This window comes from Brevibacterium sp. UBA7493 (genome assembly GCF_002479565.1).
GTDB lineage: Bacteria > Actinomycetota > Actinomycetes > Actinomycetales > Brevibacteriaceae > Brevibacterium > Brevibacterium luteolum.
Genome location: NZ_DLOD01000015.1, coordinates 186,844 through 210,748, shown reverse-complemented (window position 1 = coordinate 210,748; position 23,905 = coordinate 186,844). Strand labels below are relative to the sequence as shown.

Genomic DNA, 23,905 nt, shown 5'->3' with positions numbered 1-23,905 from the left:
GCACCTGGCAAACCGGGCAGCTCAGTCAGCTGCCGCCTCGGCGACGATGCCCAGGACGGCGTCACCGTAGCGGTCGAGTTTCGTCGCACCCACGCCGCTGACCTCGTTGAGGGCGGCTGAGCCGGTGGGCCGGGCGCGTACGATTCCCACCAGGGTCGCATCGGAGAACACCACATAGGGCGGCACCCCCTGGCTTGAGGCTTCCCGGGTGCGCCAGGAGCGCAGGGTTTCGAACAGCTGGGCATCAGCACCAGTCAGCTCTGCTGCAGCGCTTCGGCTGTGCCGGCTGCGACCGGGCCCAGCAGATGCGCCGTCGCCCGACCGAGGAGTCCGGCCGCCGGGATTCTGCACATCCTCGCGCAACAGCACAGACTCCTCACCGCGCAGCACCGGACCAGCCGCCTCCGGGACGACGAGCACCCCGTAATCGCCGAGGGCCTGCAGCAGCCCGCGGGCCAGCAGCTGGCGGACGATCGAACGCCAGAGCGCCGGGGTGAGATCGGCGCCGATGCCCCACACGCTCAGCTCCTCATGCCGTGAAGCAGTCGAACGGTCACTGACCCGTCCGCGCAGCACATCGATGATCTGCCCGGCCCCAAAGCGCTCCCCGCGCTGGCGGTCGAGGCGGATGACCGCTGACATGAGCTTCTGCACCGGCACTGTCGCATCCCAGGTGCGGGGCGGCTGCAGACACGTATCGCAGTTGCCGCAGGGCCTGGCGTCTTGGCCGAAGTAGCGCAGAATCTGCACCCTGCGGCATTCGACCGTCTCACATAAGGCGAGCATCGCCTCAAGGTGTTCGCGCTGGCGCCGGCGGTGCGCCGCCGAACCCTCCGACTGGTCGATCATCCTGCCCAGCTGCACGACATCGCCGAGACCATAGGCCATCCACGCCGTCGACGGCAGCCCGTCACGACCGGCCCGTCCCGTCTCCTGGTAGTAGCCCTCCACAGACTTCGGCAGGTCGAGATGGGCGACGAAGCGCACATCGGGTTTGTCGATCCCCATCCCGAAGGCGATCGTGGCGACCATGATGATGCCCTCCTCGCGGAGGAACCGGCGCTGATTCTCCGCCCGCTCCACCTCACTCAGACCCGCATGATAGGGCAGCACGGCCAAGCCCTCGCCGCGCAGGAACTCCGCTGTCTGCTCGACGCTGCGGCGGGAGAGGCAGTAGACGATCCCGGCATCCCCGGCGTGCTCGGTGCGCAGAAACCGCAGCAGCTGCTGACGCGCCCGGGATTTCGGTTCGATGCGGTACTGGATGTTGGGCCGGTCGAAGCTCGCAACGAAATGCCGGGCTTCGCCGAGCCGGAGGCGTTCGGTCAGCTCGGCGTGCGTGGCCTGCGTCGCGGTGGCCGTCAGCGCGATGCGCGGAACCCCAGGGAACCGGTCTGCCAGCACCGCCAAGCCCAGATAGTCGGTGCGGAAATCGTGGCCCCACTGAGAGACGCAGTGCGCCTCATCAATGGCGAACAGCGAGATCCGTGCGCGCTCCAGCACGGCCAGCGTGCGCTCCTGGACGAGACGCTCAGGTGCCAGATAGAGCAGGTCGAGTTCACCGGCGAGCAGCGCCGCCTCGACCTGCTGGACATCCTCCCAGCTCAGCGTCGAGTTGAGAAAGGCCGCCTGGACGCCGTTGGCGCGCAGCGCTGCGACCTGATCCTCCATGAGCGCGATGAGCGGTGAGATCACCACCCCAGTGCCGTCGCGCACGAGAGCCGGCACCTGGTAGCACAGCGACTTCCCACCACCGGTGGGCATGAGCACGACCGCATCGCCGCCGGCGCTGACATGCTCGACGATCTCGGCCTGATCCCCACGGAAGGCGTCAAAGCCGAAGACCCCTTCGAGGATCTCCTGCGCGCTGCGGGTGATTGTGGATCGGCTGGTACGGATGTCTGATTCGCTCACCTGTCCAACCTATCGCCGACGCCCCTGATGCGCTCGGACTCCAGCGGCACTCAGGCTGTGCGCACTACCGCCGGATGCTGATGCCAGGCTCGGCGCGGGTGACGCCGATGACCGGGTGGCCGGGCAGCTCACCGACGACGAGCAGCCCACCGGAGGTCTGCGCATCGGCGAGCATGAGCACGTCCTTCTCGCTCACCCCGGCACCCACCTCGAGTGTGCCGACCGAACGGGAACCGTCGGCAGCAGGGGAGCCGTCGAGCTCCGTGCGCACCCAGTCGAGATTGCGCCTCGTCCCACCGGGCACAAACCCCTCGGCCAGACTGCGCACCGCGGCATCGAGCACCGGCACGGCGGCCATGTCGATCTCCGCGCCGATGCCGGAAGCCCGGCACATCTTGTGCAGATGCCCGAGCAGCCCGAACCCGGTGACATCGGTCGCGGCGGTGACCCCGGCCTCGAGTGCGGCAGCCGAGGCGGTGGCATTGAGTGTCGTCATCGTCTCGATCGCCTCATCGAACACCTCGCCGGTGGCCTTGTGCCGATTGTTCAGCACTCCCACACCCAGCGGTTTCGTCAACGTGATCGGCAGACCCGCCTCGGCGGCGTCATTGCGCAGCAGCCGGGACGGGTCTGCGGTCCCGGTGACAGCCATTCCGTAGATCGGTTCAGGTGCGGTGATCGAATGCCCGCCGATGACCGGGCAGCCGACCTCCTCGGCGACCGCGACCCCGCCGGCGAGCACCTCGCTCATGAGCTCCATCGGCAGCACCTCGCGCGGCCAGCCGATGAGGTTGATCGCCACGACCGGCACCCCGCCCATCGCGTAGATGTCCGAGAGCGCATTCGCCGCAGCGATCCGCCCCCAGTCGTAGGCGGAGTCGACGACCGGGGTGAAGAAATCAGCTGTAGAGAGCACCGCCAGATCCCCGCGGATCTGCACGGCTGCGGCATCATCGCCGTCATCGAGGCCGACGAGCACATCAGGGCCGGTCTGTCCGGTGAGCGCTGCGAGTGCGTCTTCGAGCTCGCCGGGCGGGATCTTGCACGCACAGCCGCCGCCGGCGGCCAGCGATGTCAGTCGAGGTGAGGACGAGTGCGCAACCATCTCTGCCATGGACGCAAGTATAGGCGGTGGTAGGTTGGAGCGCGGAGGCGTCCGGGTCCTGGTGGGCCCCCCGGTCTTCAAAACCGGTGAGACCGAGCATCTCGGTCTGGCGGGTTCGATTCCCGTCCGCCTCCGCCACAGGCTGGAGAATCAAGGAGGATCGTGGAGGACCCGCGCCGCGCCATCCCGCGCACCGACCGGCTGATGGAGCATCCGCAGCTCATCGCCGCCAGCCGGACGCTCGGCCGCAGCGTTGTGCTCGGGCTCGTGCGCGCCGCCCAGGACCGTGCCCGCCGCGGGGAGATCTCCGCCGCCGAGGTGGTCGACGCCGTGCTCGAAGCTGCTGGCTCCCAGCGGGCCTCCTCTCTGACCCCGGTGCTCAACGCCACCGGCGTCATCATCCACACCAACCTCGGCCGCGCACCCCTGAGCGAACCCGCCCGGCAGGCTCTTGCCGATGCCGCAGGATACGTCGACGTCGAACTCGATCTGCCCTCCGGCGCCCGCTCTCGTCGCGGGGCCGCCGCACGGGCGGCGCTGCTGGCACGCTGCCGGCACGCCGATGACGCCCTCATCGTCAACAACGGCGCAGCCGCCCTGCTGCTGGCCGCCACCGCACTGGGCGGGGGACCAGCAGCGGTCACCGACGGCCATCATCACTGCAGCCACGGCGGGATCGTCATCAGCCGCGGGGAGTTCATCGAGATCGGTGCCGGATTCCGGCTCTCCGACCTCATCACCGCAGCCGGCACACAGCTGCGCGAAGTCGGCACCACGAATCGCACCCATCCAGAGGACTACGCCCAGGCCCTGGCTGCCGGTGCCGGCTGCGTGCTCAAGGTCCATCCCTCGAACTTCGCCCTCACCGGCTTCACCGCCAGTGTGGCCACCGGTGAGCTGGCCGCACTGTGCCGGGAGTATGCGGTGCCGCTCATCGTCGACGTCGGCTCCGGGCTGCTGGAAGCCGACCCCGTCCTGCCCGATGAGCCGAGCATCGATGCGGCTCTGGCCGCCGGAGCCGATGCTGTCATCGCATCCGGCGACAAACTCCTCGGCGGCCCGCAGGCTGGCCTCATCCTCGGCACCGGCGAGACGATCGCGCGGCTCGCTCGCCATCCGCTGGCTCGCGCGGTGCGTGCCGACAAGCTCACACTCGCCGCCATCGAAGCCACGCTGCGTGCCGGTGCCAGCCCAGTTCATGCGATGCTGCACGCTGACCCCGCTGAGCTTCGCCGCCGCACCGACGCGCTCGCAGCGCAGGTCGGCGGCACCGTCGTGGCACATGACGGTCGGGTGGGAGGCGGTGGCGGCACCGGCGTGCCGCTGCCGGGCTGGGCGCTCGCTCTGCCCGAAAGCTTCGCTGCGGTCCTGCGTACCGGCGACCCGGCAGTCCTGCCGCGCGTGCATGACGGCAGCTGCCTCATCGACCTGCGCTGCATCCCCACAGACCAGGACCCTGCACTCGCGAATGCCATCACTGCTGCCGGTCACCGCCTCGGGAACGGCAGATGAGCGGCTTCGTCATCGCCACCGCCGGGCACGTCGACCACGGCAAATCGACGCTCGTGCGTGCGCTGACCGGAATCGAACCCGACCGGTGGGCTGAGGAGCGCGAACGCGGGCTGACGATCGACCTCGGTTTCGCGTGGACGACCCTGCCGTCGGGCCGCCAGGTCGCCTTCGTCGACGTGCCCGGCCACGAACGCTACGTCGGCAATATGCTCGCAGGGCTCGGACCCGTCCCCGTCGTCTGCTTCGTCATCGCCGCCGATGAGGGCTGGCAGGCGCAGTCGAGCGAGCACCGCGATGCGATTGCAGCTCTCGGCATCACTGCTGGCCTGATCGTCATCACCCGCCGCGACCGCGCCCCGGACGCCGTGCCGGAGGTGACGGCCCGGGCGCGTGCCGAACTGCGCGGCACCGGATTGGCAGCCGCTCCGATCGTCGCCTGCTCCGGTGTCACCGGTGAAGGACTCGACGAGGTGCGCGGGGCTCTTGACGGAGTGCTTGCCGGGCTGCCGGAACCGGATCCTCACACCCGGCTGCGCCTGTGGATCGATCGGGCGTTCACGATCGCAGGGTCGGGCACCGTCGTCACCGGCACGCTCGCCGGCGGCACGGTGCGGGCAGGTGAGCGGCTGCAGCTCCTCGGGCAGGAGACCGGCGGGCTGCGCGAGATCACCGTCCGCGGGGTGCAGTCCCGCGGGGAGCCGTCGGAGGTGCTCGAACCGGTGAGCCGGGCGGCACTGAACCTGCGCGGCATCCCGGCAGCCGAAGTGCACCGCGGGGACGCGCTCATCTCCGCCGACTGGTGGATCACCGACACCGTCGATGTGCGCTGGGCTTCAGGCGGGGCATTCGATGAGGGCAGCGAGCACATCACCGTCCACATCGGCACTGCTGCGGTCGGGGCCAGGCTGCGGCCCTTCGATGCCGATCATGCGCGCCTGCAGCTGAGCCAGCCGCTGCCCCTGCAGCTTGGGGATCGAATGGTGCTGCGCGACTCCGGGGCGAAGATGGTGGTTGCCGGCGTGCAGGTCCTCGACCTCGACCCGCCGACCCTGACCCGCCGCGGGGCCGGGCGCAGGCGTGCCGAGGCGTTGGCCGAACTGCCGGCTGGCGGGTCGCTGGCGGCGGAGGTCGCCCGCCGGCGGGCAGTGCGCGTGGAGACGCTGCGGCGCTTCGGTTTCGACACCGGTGCGCTTGCTGGGGCCCGGCTGCCGGCAGGCGTCGTTGCGATCGGCGGCTGGCTGGCCACCGCCGAGGCGGTGCGCACCTGGGCGTCTCGCCTGCGGGAGCTGCTCGCCGCCCACCTCAGAACCGATGCGCTCTCACCAGGCCTCAGCCGCCAGGCTGCCGCGCATGCTCTCGAACTGCCGAACACAGAGCTGCTCGATGCCGTCATCGAAGCCGCCAGGCTCCGGCAGCGCGACGGGCTCATCCGCCCGCTGCAGCAGCGGGCGGATCTGGGCCGGGCGGAGAAGAGCATCGCCGCACTCGAACGGCAGCTGGCCGCCAGCCCCTTCAGCGCTCCGGAAGCCGACGATCTGGCTCGGCTGAACCTGGGTTCCAGGGAGCTCGCGGCTGCCGAACGGATCGGCCGGCTCATCCGCATCTCTGAGGGCGTGGTGCTGCTGCCGAGTGCACCGGCGCAGGCGATGCGCGTGCTGGCCGCACTCGACCAGCCCTTCACCGCCAGCCAGGCCCGGCAGGCACTCGGCACCACCCGCCGGGTCGCAATCCCGCTGCTCGAACACCTCGACTCCCGCGGCTGGACCCGCCGGCTGGACGGGAACCTGCGCGAAGCCGTGCGCTGAGCCGACAACGGCTGCCGACCCCAGCAATGCACAGCTGGGTGTCCCACCATGCCCGAAAGAGATCGCTGCGCCAGGGTGCCGCGCAGATCTTGCCAGCACAAGGCCCCGGCCGGAGAACGCATGGATCTCGGACCGGGGCCCAGCCGTGCCCCTATGCGCGCGGGCACGCTACGACCTGCGGCCGGCGCCTTGCCTGCGGGCTGGCGGCCGGTCGGGCTCAGATATCGGCGAGGAAGCTGATGGGATTCTCGATGCAGTCGGCGATGAAGGTGATGAACTCGCTGGGTTCACGGCCATCGCACACCCGGTGGTCGAACACGAACGACAGGTACATCACCTTGCGCACCGTCAGCTCACCGTCGATCACCCACGGCCGCTCCTTGATCCGGCCCAGGCCGAGCATCGCGACTTCGGGCAGGTTGATGATCGGTGCCGATCCGTCGACGCCGAACACACCGTAGTTGTTCAGCGTGAACGTTCCGCCGCTCAGCTCGGAGGGGTCGAAGCGCCCGGTTGAGGCCTTGTCGACCTTGTCCCCGATCGCATCGCGCAGCTGCCGCAGTGTCATCCCGCCAGCACCGTGGACGACCGGGACCATAAGCCCACGCGGGGTGTCGGCGGCCAGTCCGAGGTTGACGTCTGCGTGCACGCGGATCTCACCGGCGGCCTCATCGACAGAAGAGTTGAGGATCGGCCACTTCTGCAGGCCAGCAGTGACGAACCGGGCGACGAGCGACATGACCGAGAACTTCTCGCCGTGCTTGGCTTCGAGCTGCTTCTTGGCAGCCAGCAGCTCGGTGGCGTCGACGTCGAGCCAAATCGTGGCCTCCGGGACCTCCTGGCGCGAGCGGGACAGCCGTTCCGCGACGACCTTGCGCAGCCCGGTCAGCGGGATGACCGTGTCCGCACCCGAGGCGGTGGCTGCTGGTGCCGCGGCGTGGTCTGCCTGTGTGTCGGTGTGGGAGCGGCGGGCGATCTCGTCCATGACATCGCGGCGCATGACCATGCCACCGGGTCCGGAGCCGGTGAGCTCTTTGGCGACGAAGCCGTTGGCGGCGGCCATCTTGCGCACCAGCGGTGAGACGACGCGGGAGAACTTCCCCGCGCCCGAGGCGGCGGTTGCCTCAGCCGAGGCGGGTGCGGCTTTCGGCGCGGCCGGAGCAGGTGCGGTGTCCAGCGCGGCCGGGGCTTGGGCGGCTGGCTGCGGCTGGGCGGCCTGCTGGCCGGTCTTCCTGCCGAAGCTGCGGCGGCCGGAGCGCTTGGCACCGGAGACCTCCCTGGTGCCGTAGCCGATGAGCACAGCACCGGAGCCTTCGCTCTCCTCGCCGGGACCGGGAGGCGCGTCATCGCCGTCGGTGGAGCGCAGTGCCGTGCCGGGCACGACGTCCTCGCCGCCGGCTGGCCCCGCACCGTCAGCAGCATCGCCATCCGCGGCGCCGCCCCCAGCGCTGTCCGCGGCGCCGCCTCCAGCGTTGCCGTGTTCGCCGCCGATCGTCAGGATCGCCTGGCCGGCGTGGACGGTGTCGCCCTCAGCGAAGTGCAGGGCGGTGACGACACCGGCATAGGGGCAGGGAAGGTCGACGACGCTTTTGGCGGATTCGACTTCGGCGACGATCTCGTCGATGGCGACAGTGTCACCGACTTCGACCTTCCAGCTCACCACCTCGGCCTCGGTCAGCCCCTCGCCCAAATCCGGGAGGATGAAGTCCTGGCCGGTGCTCGTGTGTGTGGCGGTCACAGCTCCCACTCCCAGGTGTCCAGGGCATCGAGGATGCGGTCGGGTGTCGGCAGGTAGAACTCCTCGAGCTTCGGGGCCGGGAACGGCACGTCGAAGCCGGTGATGCGCAGCACCGGGGCGGCCAGCGCGGTGAAGCAGCGTTCGGTCACCCGGGCGGCCACCTCGGCACCATAACCGCAGAATTGGGCGGCCTCATGCAGGACAGCAGCGCGTGAGGTCTTCGCAACTGAGGCGGCGACGGTGGCATCGTCGAAGGGGGAGAGGCTGCGCAGGTCGATGACCTCGATCGATACGCCCTCCTCGGCACCGGCCTCAGCGGTGGCGAGCGCGGTGCGAACGGTGGGGCCGTAGGACAGCAGCGTGACATCGGTGCCCTCACGCACGACCTGCGCCTTATACATGGAGGCGGTCTGCACCGGCAGGGTCAGTGTGTCCTTCGACCAGTAGCGGGACTTCGGCTCCATGAAGATGATCGGATCCGGGCTGTCGATCGCCTCCCGCAGCATCGAATACGCATCAGCTGGGTTCGACGGGGTGACGACAGTCAGACCCGGGGTGGCGCACCAGTAGGCTTCCGAGGAGTCCGAGTGGTGTTCGACACCGCCGATGTCGCCAGCACACGGGATGCGGATGACGATCGGCAGCTCGACCTGCCCGCGGGTGCGATTGCGCATCTTGGCCACATGCGACACGATCTGCTCGAACGCCGGGTAGGAGAAGGCGTCGAACTGCATCTCGACGACCGGGCGCATCCCGGCCATCGCCATGCCGACAGCGGTGCCGATGATCCCGGATTCGGCCAGCGGGGAGTCCCATACGCGCTCAGCGCCGAACTCCTCGCGCAGCCCGTCGGTGACGCGGAAGACACCGCCGAGCCGGCCGACGTCCTCGCCGTAGACGACGACGGAGTCATCGGCTGCCAGCGCATCGCGCAGCGCGGTGTTGAGCGCGGTCGTCATCGACACCGGGCGCGCGGCCGCCGCGGTCGCCTCGCCCGAGGCGGCGTTAGCCTGAGTGCCGGTGCTCGCCTGGGTGCCGGAGGTCATCTCAGCAGTCATGACACCTCTTCCAGCTCGGCAGCCAGCAGGGCGCGCTGCTCGGCCAGAGCCGGGCGGGCGTGGGCGTAGACGTGGTCGAAGATCTCGAGCGGGTTGCGCTCGGCTTCGGTGTTCATCGCCTCACGGACCTCGGCGGCGAACTCCTCGGCATCGGCGGCGATCGCCTCGACCGAGCCGTCGTCGAGTGCACCTGTCTGGCGCAGGTAGGACTCCAGGCGCACGATCGGATCCCGGCGCTTCCAGATGTCAACCTCCGCGCCGTCGCGGTAGCGGGTCGGGTCATCGGAGTTCGTGTGCGCCTCGATGCGGTAGGTCAGGCCCTCGATGAGAGTCGGGCCGTTACCGGCACGGGCGCGGTCGATCGCGGCGGTGACGACGGCGTAGACGGCGGCGACGTCATTGCCGTCGACGCAGTAGCCGGGCATGCCGTAGCCGATCGCCTTGTCCGCCAGCAGGGTCGCGTTCGTCTGCTCGCGCAGCGGCACCGAGATCGCGTACTGGTTGTTCTGGATGAAGAACACCGTCGGGGTCTGCCACACGGCAGCGAAGTTGAATGCCTCGTGCGCATCGCCCTCGCTGGTGGCGCCGTCGCCCATGAACGTCAGCGTCGCGGTGTCCTCACCCCGCAGCTTGGCGGCCATGCCGAAGCCGGCGGCGTGCAGGCCCTGGGTGGCCAGCGGCGTGGCCGCCGGTGCGGTGCAGTAGGCGTTGGGGTCGAAGCCGCAGTGCCAGTCGCCGCGGAAAGCCGCGAGGATCTCCGGCACCGGGATCCCGCGGGTGAGCAGGGCGGCGGAGTCGCGGTAGGTCGGGAACAGCCAGTCGGTGTCCGTCAGCGCCGACACCGCGCCGATCTCGCAGGCCTCCTGGCCGGCGGCTGACGGGTAGGTCGCCAGACGTCCCTGGCGGGTGAGCGCGGTGACCTGGGCTTCGAAGCGCCGGGCGATGACCATCCGGCGGTAGAGTTTGAGCAGCATGTCAGCCGAGGGCATGCGCAGACCGTCGGGTGCTGAGGCGTCGGTGACCTGGCCGGCTTCGTCGATGAAGCTGATCGGGTGCAGCGACGGCACCTCCCTGGCGGCGTCGGCAGAGCGTGGAATGTCGATAGTCATGCAACCATCGTCCTGTGATCGCGATCACCGCACCAGCAGATCGGGCCACTGCCAGACGGGTGGCCGCGCGTCTGTGCAATATCGGACGATCGCGTGTGCGAGCTCACGGCTGCTGGGACATTCGTCCACCGTGCCCGAGGCGGTTTGCGTACGGCTGCAACGGAACCGGGGCGCTTTCAACATGATGGGTCAAGCGGGCCCGGTCGGCGGTGACCGCGGGGTGGTGTGAAAAGTCCGCTCAGCTGCCGGGGCGGTGCCCGTCGACTTCGTCGAGGACGAGCAGCGAGCGGGTCGAGACGATGCCGGGAATCTCGTGCACCTGCCGCAGGATCACCTGGGACAGCTCAGTGTTCGAGGGTGCGTTGACGGTCAGCAGCGCGTCGATGTCACCGCTGACGGCCTGGACCTTCTCGACGAACGGCAGGGCGGCCAGGTCATCGCGGACATCTGGCCACGGGCGCTCGCCGATCTTGACGACGACGACAGCTGAGACGGTCATGCCGAGGGCGGCCTTGTCGATATCGGCGGTGAAGCGGCGGATGGCACCGGATTCGATGAGGGCGTTGAGCCGGGAATGGGCGGCGGAGCGGGAGATGTGCACGCGCTCGGCCAGCTGCCGGATCGACGAGCGGGAGTCGGCGACGAGGGCGGCGATGATCCGGCGGTCGATGTCATCGATGTCACGCGCCATGTGCAGACTCCTCCCGTCCGGATTGGCCAACAGCTTAGTACCCATGACAATAACTGACCGAACGGTTAGTATGAAAAGCGCTGCCCGCGCACCCCAGCAGCGGGCACGACGACGACGTCGATCTTAGGAGCCGCCATGACCGAAATCCTCACCTCCTACGTCTGCGGGACATGGACTGCCCCCGCCGCCGACATCTCGGGGACGGCCGACGACACTCCGCAAGGATCTCAGCCGCACGTACGCACGATCTGCGACCCGGCCACCGGCACCGCACTGGCCGGCGTGTCGTCTGCGGGCATCGACTTCGCAGCCGTCGTCGCCCACGCCCGCGACACCGGCGGGCCGGCCGTGCGCGCGCTGACCTTCCACCAGCGCGGCGTCATCCTCAAGGCCCTGGCCGTCTACCTCAACGAGCGCCGCGAGCGCTACCACGCGATCTCGCTGACCACCGGCGCGACCGCTCGCGATGGCCTCATCGACATCGACGGCGGCATCTCGACGCTGTTCTCCTACTCCTCGGTCGCCCGCCGGCAGATGCCGAACTCGACCGTCTACCTTGACGGCGGCGTCGAGCGCCTGTCGAAGCGCCAGACCTTCGCCGGCCAGCACATCTGCACCGCCCGTCCGGGAGTGTCCGTGCAGATCAACGCCTTCAACTTCCCAGTCTGGGGGATGCTGGAGAAGTTCGGGCCGATGTTCGCCGCCGGCCAGCCGGTCATCGTCAAGCCGGCCACCAACGGCGCCCAGCTCACCCACGCCGTTGTCACCGACATCATCGAATCCGGCCTGCTGCCCGAAGGCGCGCTGCAGCTCATCTGCGGGTCGACCGGCGACCTCTTCGACCACCTCAGCGAACAGGACACCATCGCCTTCACCGGCTCGGCGACCACCGCCCGGACGCTCGCCTCCCATGCCTGCGTGACCGAGCGCGGCACCCGCTTCTTCGCCGAAGCCGACTCGCTCAACTTCTCCCTCCTCGGTCCCGACGCCGGTCCCGGCAGCGAGGAGTTCGACCTCTACGTCCGCCAGCTTGTCACCGAGATGACCGCCAAGGCCGGCCAGAAGTGCACCGCCATCCGCCGTGCGCTCGTGCCCGCCGAGCACCTCGACGCCGTCGCCGAGGCGGTGGTCGGCAAGCTCGCCGGAATCACCGTCGGCAGCCCGCACGACGAGGCGACCCGCATGGGCCCGCTCGTCTCCGCTGACCAGGCTGACGATGTGCGTGAGGCGATCGGCACCCTGACAGCCGCCGGCGCCGAGGTGGTGTGCGGCGGCGAGGCGGCCGGCGCATCGGGGGAGGGGTCGGCTTCACGTGCGTTCGTGCCCCCGACTCTGCTCAAGGCCACCGCTGACGTCGATGCCGTCCACGACGTCGAGGCCTTCGGCCCGGTCGCCACGCTCGTGCCCTACAGCTCGCTTTCCGAGGCTGTTGAGATCGCTGCCCGCGGCCGGGGTTCGCTCGTCGGCTCGATCGTCAGCCACGACCCCGAGGTCGTCCGCGAGGTCGTCCTCGGCACCGCGCCCTGGCACGGCCGCATCCTCGTCCTCGACCGCGACGACGCCAAGGAATCGACCGGCCACGGCTCACCGCTGCCCACCCTGGTGCACGGCGGGCCCGGCCGCGCCGGCGGGGGAGAGGAGCTCGGCGGCATCCGCTCGGTGCTGCACTACATGCAGCGCACCGCCATCCAGGCCTCACCCGATATGCTCACTGCGATCACCGGCACCTGGACTCCTGAAGCCGCCCGCCGGACTGAGGGCGGTCACCCCTTCGGCAAGGACTTAAGCCAGCTGCGCATCGGCGACACGATCGTCGGCGGCCCGCGCGAGGTGACCCTGGAAGACGTCGAGCACTTCGCCGAATTCACCGGCGACACCTTCTACGCCCACACCGATGAAGAGGCCGCAGCTGCCAACCCGTTCTTCCCCGGACGTGTGGCGCATGGCTACCTCGTCGTCTCGTTCGCCGCCGGCCTGTTCGTCAAGCCCGAGCCCGGCCCGGTGCTCGCGAACTACGGCTTGGAGAACCTGCGCTTCATCACCCCGGTTTCACCGGGTGATTCACTGACCGTGACGCTGACGGCCAAGCAGATCACGCCGCGCGAAACCGATGAGTACGGCGAAGTCCGCTGGGATGCGCTCGTGACGAACCAGAACGACGACATCGTCGCCACCTACGACGTGCTCACTTTGGTCGAGAACGAAGCAGGGAAGAGCAAGAGCTGAGTGCCCGCGTCTGGATCAGAGCGCCGAGCAACGAGCAATAGGTTGCCATACATGGATGTAGCCCCATCATTGAGACACCCTACTCGGGCCATTAATAAGTAAAAGAACCTTTCAGGTGAGTGGCAACTAGAACGCTCCCACCGGCTGATAATCCAAAATCAACTCCGGCAGCCAGAGAGACAGCGACGGTACGTATGTTGTGAGCAGCAGAACTGGAACCCATGCCAGAAGGATGAGAACGAAAGTAGGTTTCAGCATTGAACGAATAGAGGCTTTTCCAACCTGGCCGCCAAAGTATAAAAGAGGTGCGGTCGGAGGAGTGATGTTGGCCAGCCCAAGATTCACGCCAAGGATCGCCGCAAAATGAATTGGGTCGACGCCAACTGAAGTTGCAAGCGGAAGCAAAATGGGAGTCAAGAGTAAGATTCCGCTCACGTCGTCAATCAGCATACCCATTACGATCACGAACAGGTTAATCAAGAGAAGCACCAGGACCGGGTTATCGGACACGCTAGTCAGAACCAGGCTAATACTATTGGGTAGACTCTCCATGGTGAATACGCGGCTCAAGATCATCATTGAGAATGCCATCACCATAACCACTCCGGTGGTTTTACCGGCGTCAATAAAGACCGAAGGTAACTCGGAAAGACGAAGCTTCCGATAGATGAGCACGCCGACGGGGATAGCGTACAACGAGGCTAGTACGGCTGCCTCCACGGTCGTAACAATACCGCTATAGATGCCACCTAATACTATGACTGGAAGCGCCAGCGCAGGAAGAGCCCGGAGCGTCGCACGTGGAAAGTTGAGAGGCGGGGGAGTGTGAACTGGGCCGGAGCTGGTATTGGTGAAAGGAACACTAGGCAACGGCTTCAACGTGTTGCCGTAGCGGCGAATATAAACTATATTGATGATGCTAAAAAGCGTAACGAGAATTAGGCCCGGAATAAGAGTCGACAAAAAGCTTGCGAGGACGGAAACATTTGCCATCCAGGCGTATAAAATCATGATTCCGCTTGGAGGAATCAACAAGCCAAGAATAGACGAACTTGCGACTAGCGACGCCGAGAACCCACGATCATAACCGTCACGTTCGAGCTTTCCGAACATGATGGAGCCAATGGTGGAGAGCGCTGCCAACGCACTGCCCGAAATGGATCCAAATATCGCACACGCTACGACAGTAGTGACTCCTAGGCCGCCCTTGAATTTACCAACGATCGTCTCAGTCCAGTTCACAATGGCGTCGCCAATGCCGCCTCGTTCGATTACTTTACCCGCAACAATGAACATTGGGATGGCGAGCAGCAGCGGAGAGTTCAGCTGGCTATAGCCGTACGGTAACAGGAATACTGGATCATATCCCAGACTGAATATCAAAAAGATGGTGACAGCCAGGAAGGTCCAGAAGACGGGTACACCGACTATCAGCAAAAGGATAAGTAATAATATGCCGACGGCTAAGTACATTAGTTCTCAGTCTCCGAATGCTTAGTGAGCTTGAGTACCGCTTGTGTTGCGCGCACCGCGGTGTAGAACGCCATTAGGCAGAATCCTATGAGCACGGCTGATTGAGGTATGGTGAGCGGGATGCCTAGCACATTTGAACGACCGTCACGCTGTACCGCGTCTATAAAGTATAGGACCGCCCAGTAAGTGAGGACCACGCTTATCGCAAGAGTGACGATGGCGACAATCGACTCTAAAAGTAGACGCGGTCTTTCCTTTTTTAGGTATGTATCCAGGATATTAGCTGAAATGTGACCGCCGTCGTGGCTGCTTAACGACGCTCCTAGAAAGTACAGCCAGAACATCGGGATGACCAGAATCTCACTCATGCCGAATAGGCTTTTACCCAAAGCGTATCGGGAGACGACTTCCGCACCGAGGCCTAGTATGATTGCCGCGAAACTTAGAGCGACTATCACTTCTTGCGTTTTCAGAAGTATGTTCCAGGCGTACCGTAATTGCGACAAGGGACTCTCCTAAGTTGCGAAGGAAGTTATAGCTGGATGTTGAGACTCTTTGCAACCTCAGCAATCATTTCCTTCTGCTTGGGATCGTCAAGGACGGACCACGACTTTTCTCGCGAATATTCCGCTAGCCGTTCAAGCTCATCCTGCGAAAACTCCGTTACCTCTATTCCGCTCTCCGCCATTTTCTTACGGTATTCCTCGTCCTGTTGCTCGGCGAGTCTATAGCTATTTTCTGTCAGAGTGACGCCAGCTTCGCGCAATACGTTCTGGTCGTCTTCGGACAGGCTATTAAGAGCATCGCTATTTATCAAAAGATGCGTCGACTCAAAGTTGTTGTTGTACTGGTAGTAATAGTTGATGACGTCTCGGAACTGCAAATAGTTAACGAGCGGGTGACCGCCAGTCCATGCTTCCACATTGCCCGTTTGCATGCCTTGATACACCTCGGCGTATGGGAGAGACACGGTTTGGAACCCGAGGTCCTTCGTATTTGTGGCCGTGATCGTTATGTCGGGTACGCGGCAACGCACTCCCTTCGACGTGCCGGGGTTGGCAGGATCATTCACGGGTTTTCCTGAACCGATACCCCCGAAGCCTTCTGCAAACAAACCAAGCAGGGTTATGCCTTGCTGCTCGTGGATCTCGCCTAGTTTCTCGCCGAGGACCGAGTCAATTGTGAAGTTCTCGTTGACGTCGTCATAGGTAGTGAACAGGTAGGGCAGGTACTGGATCTCTAGGCGGTTGTCAAGGTGGGTTGGCGTGGATATGAGGCCCATGTCCACACTTCCCCTGCTGATTTCTTCGTACATCAGCGTGTAATCTCCGAGCTGGTTGTTCGGGTATATTTCAAGTTTGACGCGCCCGTCGGTAGCTTTCTCTACCGTTTCGGCCATGGTCTTGAGTTCGGTAGTGTTCGGATGGTCCGGGTTATTTTGTCCTGCGACTCTCAGAGTGGTTGCTGCACCGTTGCCGTCGCCGCTGCAACCTGTGAGTGCTAGGAGTACTCCGGCGCATACTATCGCTGTCGCCTGGATGCTAATCTTTTTCACGTCGTGTCTCCTTGTTCTGCGGCGTGACTTGAGCCCAACCGTTCGGGGGTTGCGAATGTCATATGTTCTCTAGGTAGGTGCGAAGTGTTACCGTAAATGTACTCCGTCGCCAATTGACCCATAACTGGTGCGAGTTTAAAGCCGTGCCCAGAGAACCCGCCCATACAGAAGACTCGGTCCGATTCCGGGGAGCGGTCGACTATGGGCGTTCCTGTTGGTGTGTAACCATCCATGTGGACTGATATCCGTGATGGGGTTGTTGCCAGACCGTTAAGTGTTCGGTTAACGATGCTGTTTAGTTCCTCGAAATCTTTATGGTCGGTGTTGTGATCGAGATGGTCTGCGTCTTCAACGTCGCCGAACGTTGCGATACTAGCGACCTTTGTAAGTGTGCCGTCGAGGGTTGGAATACCGAAGATATCTGCTTCGTCGGAGAGTCTTGCGAAGACTGGGAACCTGTCTTGCTTGAACGCGGCCGGATTCTTTGAGGCGAACCAGCTCATCAGGATTCTTCTTGGGGTCACGGTGCCTGCGGCGCTTGGCACGAGCTTATCGAACCACGGGCCGGTGGTGATGACCGCGTAGTCCACCTCGTAATTTTGCTTCGGCGTCGCGACCTTGACTTTGTCACCTGAGGACTCGACGCCGAGGACTGGCGTGTAGGTGTGTAACTCTGCCCCTAGCTCTACAGCTCGGCTGACAGCGGTGAAGACAGCGTATTCTGGCCGAAGCATTCCGGCCGCCTTATCCAATATTATGGCTTCGTCACGATCGAAGCTGTGTTGGGGGAAGCGTCGGCTGGCCTGTTCCGGATCGAGCACCTCGTGCGGCAGGTCGAACTCGTGAATTGACTGCAAGACGTTGTGGATCTTTTCAGAACTGTGGCCCCCGATCATGAGGCCACCAGTCATCGTCAGCAGCTGTGCGCCAGTCTCGAGCTCCAACGCCCGCCAGAGTGCCTCGGCCCGCTGAAGGAGGGGCACGTAGTTTGCTCCCTCCATGTAGGCGGTTCGGAACATTCGTGATTCTCCGCCGGCAGCGGATCGGTCATGGGCGATGCCGTACTGCTCAAATCCGAGCACCTTGGCTCCCGCGTTCGCGAGCTGCCACATCGTCATGCTCCCCATTGACCCCGCGCCGACTACCGCGACTGTTGGTTGCGCCATGGAATGTCCACCCCTTCGTTCTCTCGCGTCTAGATGTGGTCTATGTCACCATGCCTGCGGCTGGTTCGCACTATATGGGTGTTTAGGATCGCCGCCAGGTAACTCGACAAATGTTGAATCTAGGTGGACCGAGGCCTTGCTTCGCTCGACTAGCGGCGGTGGCGGGCGATTGAGTGGGTGGATATTTGGGAGTTGGTAGGCGCGGGCTAGATGTAACTGCGAGATTGCCGCTCGAGACCTCTGCAAGAGCGCCTATAGTCTGGGGGCATGTTCGATGAAGATCCCGTGTTGGTTGTGGCGCAACGACTTGCGACCCTTATTCAGCGCAGCGTGGCCATCGATGACGCCGATCTCAATTACATCGGCCACAGTGATCATAGTTTTGGAGATGAAGACCTGATTCGGCTTCGATCTCTTGCCGAGCGGCGGCTCCACGAGCCTGTTCGCGACTACGTGAAATCGCTGGATATGGAGAACTGGTTCGGCCCGGTGAGGGTTCCTGCACTAAACGAATACGGTTTCGATAACGACCGTGTAGCGTTTCCTATTAGGAACCGTGGTCGCCTCCTAGGCGTATTATGGATCATCGCCGACGACGAGATGTCGCGTGCGGACCAAGCCGATTGCGTAGCGGCGACGCAAGAGCTTGGATCTATGCTAGAAGGCCGGACTGTCCAGAGAACGCCCTCGAAAAGCGAGATTGAAAGATGGGTTCGTCAGCTGCTAGACGAATCATCCGCGCCTAGATTGGATGGAGCCCGAACTCTCGGTGAGTTCAACATTCTTCCCGCTGATGGCTTGGTGGATACCTCTGTTATTCGGCTTTTTGGCGGGGATGCTGGCCCGACTATGGGAGACTTCAAACGGTTGTCTGAAGCATGGCATCGCTCGTTTCGAACGGACAGGAAACGGGTCGGTATTGCTTTCTCTCCAGTCGAGTTCGTTGGGATTAGTGAGCGCTTTTCGTCTGGAGATGTGGTCGATGCTCGGCGAGTTGAAGCGGGAGTTGTCAGACAGCTCAGGACGATGGGGGTGAAGCTCAAGCAACGGATCCACGTTGGTATGGGCGACCCGACGAAACTAGCGGACGTATTTGTGTCCGTCGAGCAAGCAAGGGTCGCGGCGTCAGTGGCGGAAGCTGGTCGCCTGCCCGCAGTCAGATGGTGCGATAGGCCGCTTGAATGCTATTTGATGGCGGACGGGAAATCGGGGGTGTCTTCACGTCTTTTGCCGGTAGCTTTGGGAGCCTTGGAAGCCAAGACCGACCGTGAAACACTGGAAACTGTACTTGTCTACTTGGACTGTGCTGGAAGCGCTGCTTCAACGGCTGACCGCTTGCATTTACACCGTGCGACTGTGTATTACCGTTTAAAGCGCTTTGAGGAACAGTCAGGGATAGACTTGGCCAACGGCCAAGATCGCTTGCTACTCCACGTGTGGTTGTACCGGCGCAAACTCGGATTGGCTTAACTACGCCCGCAGCCCCTCGAACGCAATCGTCGCCACAGCGTCGGCAACGGTTTCGGCGTCGCGGTCCGGGCGCGGCCGGTACCACTCAGTGAGCGAGTTGACCATGCCGAAGAGCAGGCGGGTGATGAGTCCGGGATCGATGTCGCTGCGCAGGGACCCCTCGGCTATCGCAGCTTCGACGAGTGCGCGGGTACGCTCATCGATTTCGCGGCGCTTCTCAAGTGCGCGGCGTTCAACGGTCGAGGTGCCGCGCACCCGCAGCAGCAGGGCGACGGAGTCGCGGTAGGTGATGAGCACCTCGACGCTGCCGCGGATGACCGCCCGCAGCCGCTCTTCAGCAGAGATCTCGGTGCGGGCGTCCTGGGTGTCGATGACGGCGAAGAGCTGATTGAGGCCCTGGGCGATGGCCTGCTCCAGGAGGTCTTCCTTCGAGCCGACATGATGGTAGATCGCCGATTTTGTGATTCCGAGCTCCCGGGCGAGCGCATCCATCGAGGTGCCGTGATAACCGCGCTTGTTGAAGATCTCGATGGAGCGCTCGATGAGCGTTTCGCGGTCGTATCCGGGCCGGCCGCGGCGTCGCGGTGTCCCCGTCTGCACAGTCACCCCATCATCGTGCACAGTCATCCCACCATCTTAGGGCGAAAGAGCAGCCGCGCGGCCGCAGCGAGCACACCGCGACCGCCCTGCCGCATCTGCCTATCGGATGTCCTCGCGACGGTCGATGATGCGCTTGAGCTTGCCGACCGAGCGCTGCAGCGTATCGGGGTGGACGATGATGACCGTCGAGGTCACCCCGACCGTCTCCTTGAGCCGCGCGGCGAGCTGACGCTCGAGTGCCTGCCAGGCGCTCGTCGGCAGGTCCGGGCGCGCCTCGACCTCGATGGTGAGCTCGTCCATCCGGCCCGGGCGGGTGAGGACGAGCTGGAAGTGCGGGCTGAGCTGCTCGAAGTCGAAGATGACCTCTTCGACCTGTGCCGGGTAGAGGTTGACGCCGCGGATGATGATGAGGTCATCGGAGCGTCCGGTGATCCGCGACATCCTCCGGAATGCCGGCCGCGCGGTGCCCGGCAGCAGGCTGGCCAGATCGTGGGTGCGGTAGCGGATGATCGGGGTGGCCTGCTTGGTCAGCGAGGTGAAGACGAGCTCGCCTTCGGTGCCGTCGGGCAGCACCTCGCCGGTGAACGGATCGACGATCTCCGGGTAGAAGTGGTCCTCCCAGATCGTCGGGCCGTCCTTCGTCTCCGCGCACTCCATCGCCACACCTGGGCCCATCACCTCGGACAGGCCGTAGATGTCGACGGCGTCGAGGCCGAAGGTCCGCTCAATCTCCCGGCGCATCCCATCGGTCCACGGTTCGGCACCGCACACCGCGGTCCTGAGCGAGGTCTCGGCCGGGTCGATGCCTTGCCGGGCGAACTCGTCGGCGATCGTGAGCAGGTAGGTCGGCGTCGAGGTGATGATCTCGGGCTGGAAGTCCTGGATGAGCTGCACCTGGCGCGGGGTCTGCCCGCCGGAGATCGGCACGACGGTGTAACCGGAGCGCTCCGCACCGGTGTGCACCCCGAGCCCGCCGGTGAACAGGCCGTAGCCATAGGCGTTGTGCAGCATCTGGCCCGGCCGGGCGCCGGCGGCCCGCAGCGACCGGCCCATGAGCGCCGACCAGCAGTTGATGTCGTCGTTCGTGTAGCCCACGACCGTCGGCTTGCCGGTGGTGCCCGAGGATGCGTGGATGCGGGCGACCTGGTCGCGGGGCACAGCGAACATCCCGAAGGGGTAGTTGTCGCGCAGGTCGGACTTGCGGGTGAAGGGCAGCTTCTGCAGGTCCTCCAGGCTCTGGATGTCATCGGGGTGCACATCGGCCGCGGCGAACGAGCGCCGATAGTGCTCCACGTTCTCATAGGCGTGGCGAACACTGGCCTTGAGCCGTTCGAGCTGCAGGGCGCGCAGCTCGTCAAGGCCCATGCGCTCCTCGGGATCGAGGGTCTGCGGGTCCGGTGTCTGCCCGAGGTGCCGCTGGGCACCCGTTCCCGAGGCGGTGGTCGTGGAGGGGGCGGTGGGGTCGGCCATGAGGTGAGGACTCCTTCGTCTCAGCGGCAGGGGAGCGGGTCGGTGGGGAGAGGTCAGCGGCCGGTCGGCGGTGCCGGCAGGGTGCGGGAGCGGCCGCGGTAGACGGCGATGAGCTCCTCGCCGCGGAACACCTCGACGTCGTAGATGCCCGAGCGTCCGGTGGCGGCCACCCGTCTGCCATGGGCGGTGAGCGTGTCACCGGTGCGGCTCGGGCGCAGGAAGGTGATGTCCCCGCCCGAGGCGACGGTCACCGAGCCGATGGAGTTGCAGGCCATCGCGAAGGTCGTGTCGGCAAAGAGGAAGACATAGCCGCCGTGGGTGATGCCGTGGCCGTTGACCATCGTCTCGGTCACCGTCATCGAGCACGTCGCGTGCCCGTCGCCGTGGTCGTCAAGGGTGATCCCGAGGTGGCGGGAGGCCAGATCGTTGGCGTACATCGCCTCGGGGCCGGTGTGCTCCTGACCGCCGATGAGGTGGGAAGCGGGCTGGGTGTCGGTCATGGGGCTCCTCCTTGAGCACGCGGCGATTAAACGACCATTTGGTCATTAAATGTCCACCCTCGAGGACTGTGCTGTCAACCACACTGACCGAACATCTCGGAATGCGCACAGATTTTCTTCTTGCGAGGCCCACGTCACACCGGTTACTATTATCTGAACAAATGGTCAGTAATTCTGATCTGCAGAGGAGCAACGATGCACACCGCAGACCGCCCGGCACCGACAGCCGTACCCACCCAGGACGGCCAGCCCGACACCACCGAGGCACAGGCCGAATTCGACGCCCGGATCGCCGCCGAAGGCCGGATCGAGCCGCGCGACTGGATGCCCGACGCCTACCGCAAGACCCTCATCAGGCAGATCGGCCAGCACGCCCACTCCGAGATCATCGGCATGCAGCCGGAAGGCAACTGGATCACCCGCGCGCCCAGCCTCAAGCGCAAGTCGATCCTCATGGCCAAAGTCCAGGACGAAGCCGGCCACGGGTTGTACCTCTACTCGGCCGCCGAGACCCTCGGCATCGACCGCGACACCATGACCGAGCAGCTCATCGAAGGCACCGCCCGATACTCCTCGATCTTCAACTACCCCACCCCCACCTGGGCGGACATGGGTGCGATCGGCTGGCTCGTCGACGGTGCCGCGATCTGCAACCAGGTGCCGCTGTGCCGCGCCTCCTACGGCCCGTACGCCCGATCGATGGTGCGGATCTGCAAGGAAGAGTCCTTCCACCAGCGCCAGGGCTTCGAGATCCTCTACGAACTCTCCCACGGCACCGAGGAGCAGAAGGCCATGGCCCAGGACGCCGTCAACCGCTGGTGGTGGCCCTCGCTCATGATGTTCGGCCCACCCGATGCCGACTCGCCGAACTCGGCACAGTCGATGGCGTGGAAGATCAAGCGCTTCTCCAACGACGAGCTGCGCCAGCGGTTCGTCGACATGACCGTCCCGCAGTCCGAGGTCCTCGGCCTGACCCTGCCGGATCCGGACCTGAAGTGGAACGACGAGCGCGGCCACTACGACTTCGGCGAGATCGACTGGACGGAGTTCAAGGAGGTCCTCAAGGGCCGCGGACCGTGCAACCACCTGCGGATCGCCAACCGCAAAGCCGCCCATGAAGGCGGCGCATGGGTGCGCGAAGCCGCCACCGCATATGTCGCCAAGCAGTCCCGTCGCGCCGCCGACGCCTACCAGGAGGCCAGCTGATATGACCAACCCGACCACCGCCTCGGGCACGGAGAACACCACCAACGGCTCCCCGGCAGGCAGCACGCCGACCGGCGGCTGGCCGCTGTGGGAGGTCTTCATCCGCTCCAACCGCGGGCTCTCCCACGTCCACGCCGGCTCCCTGCACGCCGCCGATGCGCGCATGGCCCTGGCCAACGCGCGCGACCTCTACACCCGCCGCAGCGAAGGCGTGTCCCTGTGGGTCGTTCCGAGCGAGCAGATCACCGCCTCGGAACCGGACTCGAAGGACTCCTACTTCGAACCGGCTGCCGACAAGGTCTACCGCCACCCGACCTTCTACACCCGCGCCGAGGGGGTGCCGCACCTGTGAGCACCGAGACCAACCCCACTCCTGAGGCCGAAGCGCACGCGCCGGAGGACTACGAGACAGTCGAACCGGCACCGCCTGTCCAGCCTGCAGCCCACGGCATGCCGACTGTCGGCGACGAACTCGAAGTCGACCCGCTGCTGCCTGGCGCCGGCGTCCCGCTGACGGCGACGATCACCTCCGTGCCGAGTGAGGACGTCGCCCGCTACGCCCTCATGCTCGGCGACGACGCGCTCATCACCGCCCAGCGCCTCGGCGAGCTCGTCGCCAAGGGACCTGAACTCGAAGAGGACATCGCGCTGACGAACATCGCGCTCGACCAGCTCGGGGCTGCGCGCATGTTCCTGCAGTACGCCGGCCACGGCCTGGACAGGACCGAGGACGAGCTCGCCTACTTCCGCGACGAAGCCGAGTTCCGCTCCTGCGCTCTCGTCGAACAGCCCAACGGCGACTTCGGGCAGACGATCGCCAAGGTGCTGCTCACCAGCCTGTACCAGCAGCTGCTCTACCGCGGCCTGCTCGACTCGACCGACGAGTTCCTCGCCGCAGTGGCGGCGAAGTCGATCAAGGAAGTCGACTACCACGTCGAACACGCCAGCATGTGGACCGTGCGCCTGGGGGATGGCACCGAGGAATCCCACCGCCGCATGCAGGCCGGCCTGGAGATGATGTGGCCGTATGTCGACGAGCTGTTCGACGACAGCCCGTTCGCCGACCTCATCGACTCCGGAGTGGCCGTGAGTGCGGCTGGCCTGCGAGAGGAGTTCGACGCCCGGCTGGCCGAGATCCTTGAGACCGCGACGCTGAGCGTCCCGGAGATCCCGCCAGCGCGCGGGCAGGGACGCTTCGGTCTGCACTCACCGCACCTGGGCTACATCCTCGCCGAGATGCAGGTGCTCGCCCGCCAGCATCCCGGCGCCACCTGGTGAGGAGGACCGATCGTGATGGCCACAGACAC

At 65.2% G+C, this 23,905-nt stretch carries 20 protein-coding genes and 1 tRNA gene; 8 read left to right on the top strand and 13 right to left on the bottom strand.

What is annotated here, in order from left to right; translation table 11 throughout:
• Nucleotides 1-21: 21 nt before the first annotated feature.
• Nucleotides 22-1,914 carry a DNA helicase RecQ gene (gene recQ, locus B4E96_RS09815; RefSeq protein ID WP_286957399.1) on the bottom strand — a complete coding sequence of 631 codons (1,893 nt, stop codon included), beginning with the start codon at nt 1,912-1,914 and terminating at the stop codon, nt 22-24.
• 64 nt (nt 1,915-1,978) lie between these two features.
• Nucleotides 1,979-3,028 carry a selenide, water dikinase SelD gene (selD, locus tag B4E96_RS09810; protein WP_414632690.1) on the bottom strand — a complete coding sequence of 350 codons (1,050 nt, stop codon included), beginning with the start codon at nt 3,026-3,028 and terminating at the stop codon, nt 1,979-1,981.
• Between the two features lie 34 nt (nt 3,029-3,062).
• Here selD and B4E96_RS09805 point away from each other — a divergent pair.
• The 3 genes from B4E96_RS09805 (at nt 3,063) to selB (ending at nt 6,336) form a co-directional block, all read left to right on the top strand.
• Nucleotides 3,063-3,157, top strand: a tRNA-Sec gene (locus tag B4E96_RS09805).
• Between the two features lie 21 nt (nt 3,158-3,178).
• Nucleotides 3,179-4,531, top strand: a complete 1,353-nt coding sequence (gene selA, locus B4E96_RS09800; RefSeq protein ID WP_414632696.1) for an L-seryl-tRNA(Sec) selenium transferase — start codon at nt 3,179-3,181, stop codon at nt 4,529-4,531.
• On the top strand, nt 4,528-6,336 hold the full coding sequence (selB, locus tag B4E96_RS09795; RefSeq protein ID WP_286957398.1) for a selenocysteine-specific translation elongation factor: 1,809 nt from the start codon (nt 4,528-4,530) through the stop codon (nt 6,334-6,336). The genes selA and selB overlap by 4 nt, the downstream gene beginning before the upstream one ends.
• A 217-nt stretch (nt 6,337-6,553) precedes the next feature.
• Here selB and B4E96_RS09790 read toward each other — a convergent pair whose 3' ends face one another.
• The 4 genes from B4E96_RS09790 to B4E96_RS09775 all read right to left on the bottom strand — a co-directional run bounded on the left by B4E96_RS09790 (nt 6,554) and on the right by B4E96_RS09775 (nt 10,932).
• A complete protein-coding gene (locus B4E96_RS09790) occupies nt 6,554-8,074 on the bottom strand; it encodes a dihydrolipoamide acetyltransferase family protein (RefSeq protein ID WP_286957397.1) in 1,521 nt (506 codons plus the stop codon).
• On the bottom strand, nt 8,071-9,120 hold the full coding sequence (locus tag B4E96_RS09785) for an alpha-ketoacid dehydrogenase subunit beta (protein ID WP_414632695.1): 1,050 nt from the start codon (nt 9,118-9,120) through the stop codon (nt 8,071-8,073). The genes B4E96_RS09790 and B4E96_RS09785 overlap by 4 nt, the downstream gene beginning before the upstream one ends.
• 8 nt (nt 9,121-9,128) lie before the next feature.
• On the bottom strand, nt 9,129-10,241 hold the full coding sequence (gene pdhA / locus B4E96_RS09780; protein WP_259800235.1) for a pyruvate dehydrogenase (acetyl-transferring) E1 component subunit alpha: 1,113 nt from the start codon (nt 10,239-10,241) through the stop codon (nt 9,129-9,131).
• Between the two features lie 238 nt (nt 10,242-10,479).
• Nucleotides 10,480-10,932: an Lrp/AsnC family transcriptional regulator gene (locus B4E96_RS09775; protein WP_165884162.1), complete on the bottom strand. Its 453-nt coding sequence runs from the start codon at nt 10,930-10,932 to the stop codon at nt 10,480-10,482.
• Between the two features lie 135 nt (nt 10,933-11,067).
• Here B4E96_RS09775 and paaZ point away from each other — a divergent pair, with 135 nt between their 5' ends.
• Nucleotides 11,068-13,158 (top strand): phenylacetic acid degradation bifunctional protein PaaZ, encoded by a 2,091-nt coding sequence (paaZ, locus tag B4E96_RS09770; protein ID WP_286957394.1) that lies wholly within the window; start codon nt 11,068-11,070, stop codon nt 13,156-13,158.
• A 126-nt stretch (nt 13,159-13,284) separates the two neighbouring features.
• On the opposite strand, the gene B4E96_RS09765 is transcribed toward paaZ, so the two are convergent.
• The 4 genes from B4E96_RS09765 to solA form a co-directional block, all read right to left on the bottom strand.
• Nucleotides 13,285-14,631 (bottom strand): TRAP transporter large permease, encoded by a 1,347-nt coding sequence (locus B4E96_RS09765; RefSeq protein ID WP_286957393.1) that lies wholly within the window; start codon nt 14,629-14,631, stop codon nt 13,285-13,287.
• Entirely contained in the window at nt 14,631-15,089 is a 459-nt protein-coding gene (locus B4E96_RS09760; RefSeq protein WP_286957573.1) for a TRAP transporter small permease, read from the bottom strand. The genes B4E96_RS09765 and B4E96_RS09760 overlap by 1 nt, the downstream gene beginning before the upstream one ends.
• A gap of 74 nt (nt 15,090-15,163) precedes the next feature.
• Nucleotides 15,164-16,186 carry a TRAP transporter substrate-binding protein DctP gene (gene dctP / locus B4E96_RS09755; protein WP_286957392.1) on the bottom strand — a complete coding sequence of 341 codons (1,023 nt, stop codon included), beginning with the start codon at nt 16,184-16,186 and terminating at the stop codon, nt 15,164-15,166.
• Nucleotides 16,183-17,352: an N-methyl-L-tryptophan oxidase gene (gene solA / locus B4E96_RS09750; RefSeq protein ID WP_286957391.1), complete on the bottom strand. Its 1,170-nt coding sequence runs from the start codon at nt 17,350-17,352 to the stop codon at nt 16,183-16,185. The genes dctP and solA overlap by 4 nt, the downstream gene beginning before the upstream one ends.
• Before the next feature lie 267 nt (nt 17,353-17,619).
• On the opposite strand from solA, the gene B4E96_RS09745 reads away from it, so the two are divergent.
• The gene (locus tag B4E96_RS09745) at nt 17,620-18,822 is read left to right on the top strand and encodes a PucR family transcriptional regulator (protein ID WP_286957390.1); all 1,203 of its coding nucleotides are present in this window, start codon (nt 17,620-17,622) and stop codon (nt 18,820-18,822) included.
• Here the strand turns inward: B4E96_RS09745 and B4E96_RS09740 are convergent, their stop codons facing one another.
• The 3 genes from B4E96_RS09740 to paaI form a co-directional block, all read right to left on the bottom strand.
• Nucleotides 18,823-19,449, bottom strand: coding sequence for a TetR/AcrR family transcriptional regulator (locus B4E96_RS09740; protein WP_286957389.1), 627 nt, complete (start codon nt 19,447-19,449; stop codon nt 18,823-18,825).
• A gap of 72 nt (nt 19,450-19,521) precedes the next feature.
• Nucleotides 19,522-20,892: a phenylacetate--CoA ligase PaaK gene (gene paaK, locus B4E96_RS09735; protein ID WP_414632689.1), complete on the bottom strand. Its 1,371-nt coding sequence runs from the start codon at nt 20,890-20,892 to the stop codon at nt 19,522-19,524.
• Between the two features lie 53 nt (nt 20,893-20,945).
• Entirely contained in the window at nt 20,946-21,392 is a 447-nt protein-coding gene (gene paaI, locus B4E96_RS09730) for a hydroxyphenylacetyl-CoA thioesterase PaaI (RefSeq protein ID WP_217007477.1), read from the bottom strand.
• Between the two features lie 195 nt (nt 21,393-21,587).
• Here paaI and paaA point away from each other — a divergent pair, with 195 nt between their 5' ends.
• From paaA to paaC, 3 genes are read left to right on the top strand one after another with little or no spacing between them, the layout of a single operon-like run.
• Nucleotides 21,588-22,598 (top strand): 1,2-phenylacetyl-CoA epoxidase subunit PaaA, encoded by a 1,011-nt coding sequence (paaA, locus tag B4E96_RS09725; RefSeq protein ID WP_286957387.1) that lies wholly within the window; start codon nt 21,588-21,590, stop codon nt 22,596-22,598.
• Between the two features lies 1 nt (nt 22,599).
• Entirely contained in the window at nt 22,600-22,950 is a 351-nt protein-coding gene (gene paaB, locus B4E96_RS09720; protein ID WP_102162204.1) for a 1,2-phenylacetyl-CoA epoxidase subunit PaaB, read from the top strand.
• On the top strand, nt 22,947-23,876 hold the full coding sequence (gene paaC, locus B4E96_RS09715; protein ID WP_286957385.1) for a 1,2-phenylacetyl-CoA epoxidase subunit PaaC: 930 nt from the start codon (nt 22,947-22,949) through the stop codon (nt 23,874-23,876). The genes paaB and paaC overlap by 4 nt, the downstream gene beginning before the upstream one ends.
• Nucleotides 23,877-23,905 lie beyond the last annotated feature (29 nt).

Bases quoted from the DNA above. Each gene is read 5' to 3' on its own strand.
- selD (WP_414632690.1), bottom strand. From the start codon at position 3,028: ATGGCAGAGATGGTTGCGCACTCGTCCTCACCTCGACTGACATCGCTG.
- B4E96_RS09785 (WP_414632695.1), bottom strand. From the start codon at position 9,120: ATGACCTCCGGCACCCAGGCGAGCACCGGCACTCAGGCTAACGCCGCC.
- paaK (WP_414632689.1), bottom strand. From the start codon at position 20,892: ATGGCCGACCCCACCGCCCCCTCCACGACCACCGCCTCGGGAACGGGT.
- selB (WP_286957398.1), top strand. From the start codon at position 4,528: ATGAGCGGCTTCGTCATCGCCACCGCCGGGCACGTCGACCACGGCAAA.
- B4E96_RS09765 (WP_286957393.1), bottom strand. From the start codon at position 14,631: ATGTACTTAGCCGTCGGCATATTATTACTTATCCTTTTGCTGATAGTC.
- B4E96_RS09745 (WP_286957390.1), top strand. From the start codon at position 17,620: ATGTTCGATGAAGATCCCGTGTTGGTTGTGGCGCAACGACTTGCGACC.
- solA (WP_286957391.1), bottom strand. From the start codon at position 17,352: ATGGCGCAACCAACAGTCGCGGTAGTCGGCGCGGGGTCAATGGGGAGC.
- paaZ (WP_286957394.1), top strand. From the start codon at position 11,068: ATGACCGAAATCCTCACCTCCTACGTCTGCGGGACATGGACTGCCCCC.
- paaB (WP_102162204.1), top strand. From the start codon at position 22,600: ATGACCAACCCGACCACCGCCTCGGGCACGGAGAACACCACCAACGGC.
- pdhA (WP_259800235.1), bottom strand. From the start codon at position 10,241: ATGACTATCGACATTCCACGCTCTGCCGACGCCGCCAGGGAGGTGCCG.
- B4E96_RS09775 (WP_165884162.1), bottom strand. From the start codon at position 10,932: ATGGCGCGTGACATCGATGACATCGACCGCCGGATCATCGCCGCCCTC.
- paaI (WP_217007477.1), bottom strand. From the start codon at position 21,392: ATGACCGACACCCAGCCCGCTTCCCACCTCATCGGCGGTCAGGAGCAC.
- paaA (WP_286957387.1), top strand. From the start codon at position 21,588: ATGCACACCGCAGACCGCCCGGCACCGACAGCCGTACCCACCCAGGAC.
- B4E96_RS09740 (WP_286957389.1), bottom strand. From the start codon at position 19,449: ATGACTGTGCACGATGATGGGGTGACTGTGCAGACGGGGACACCGCGA.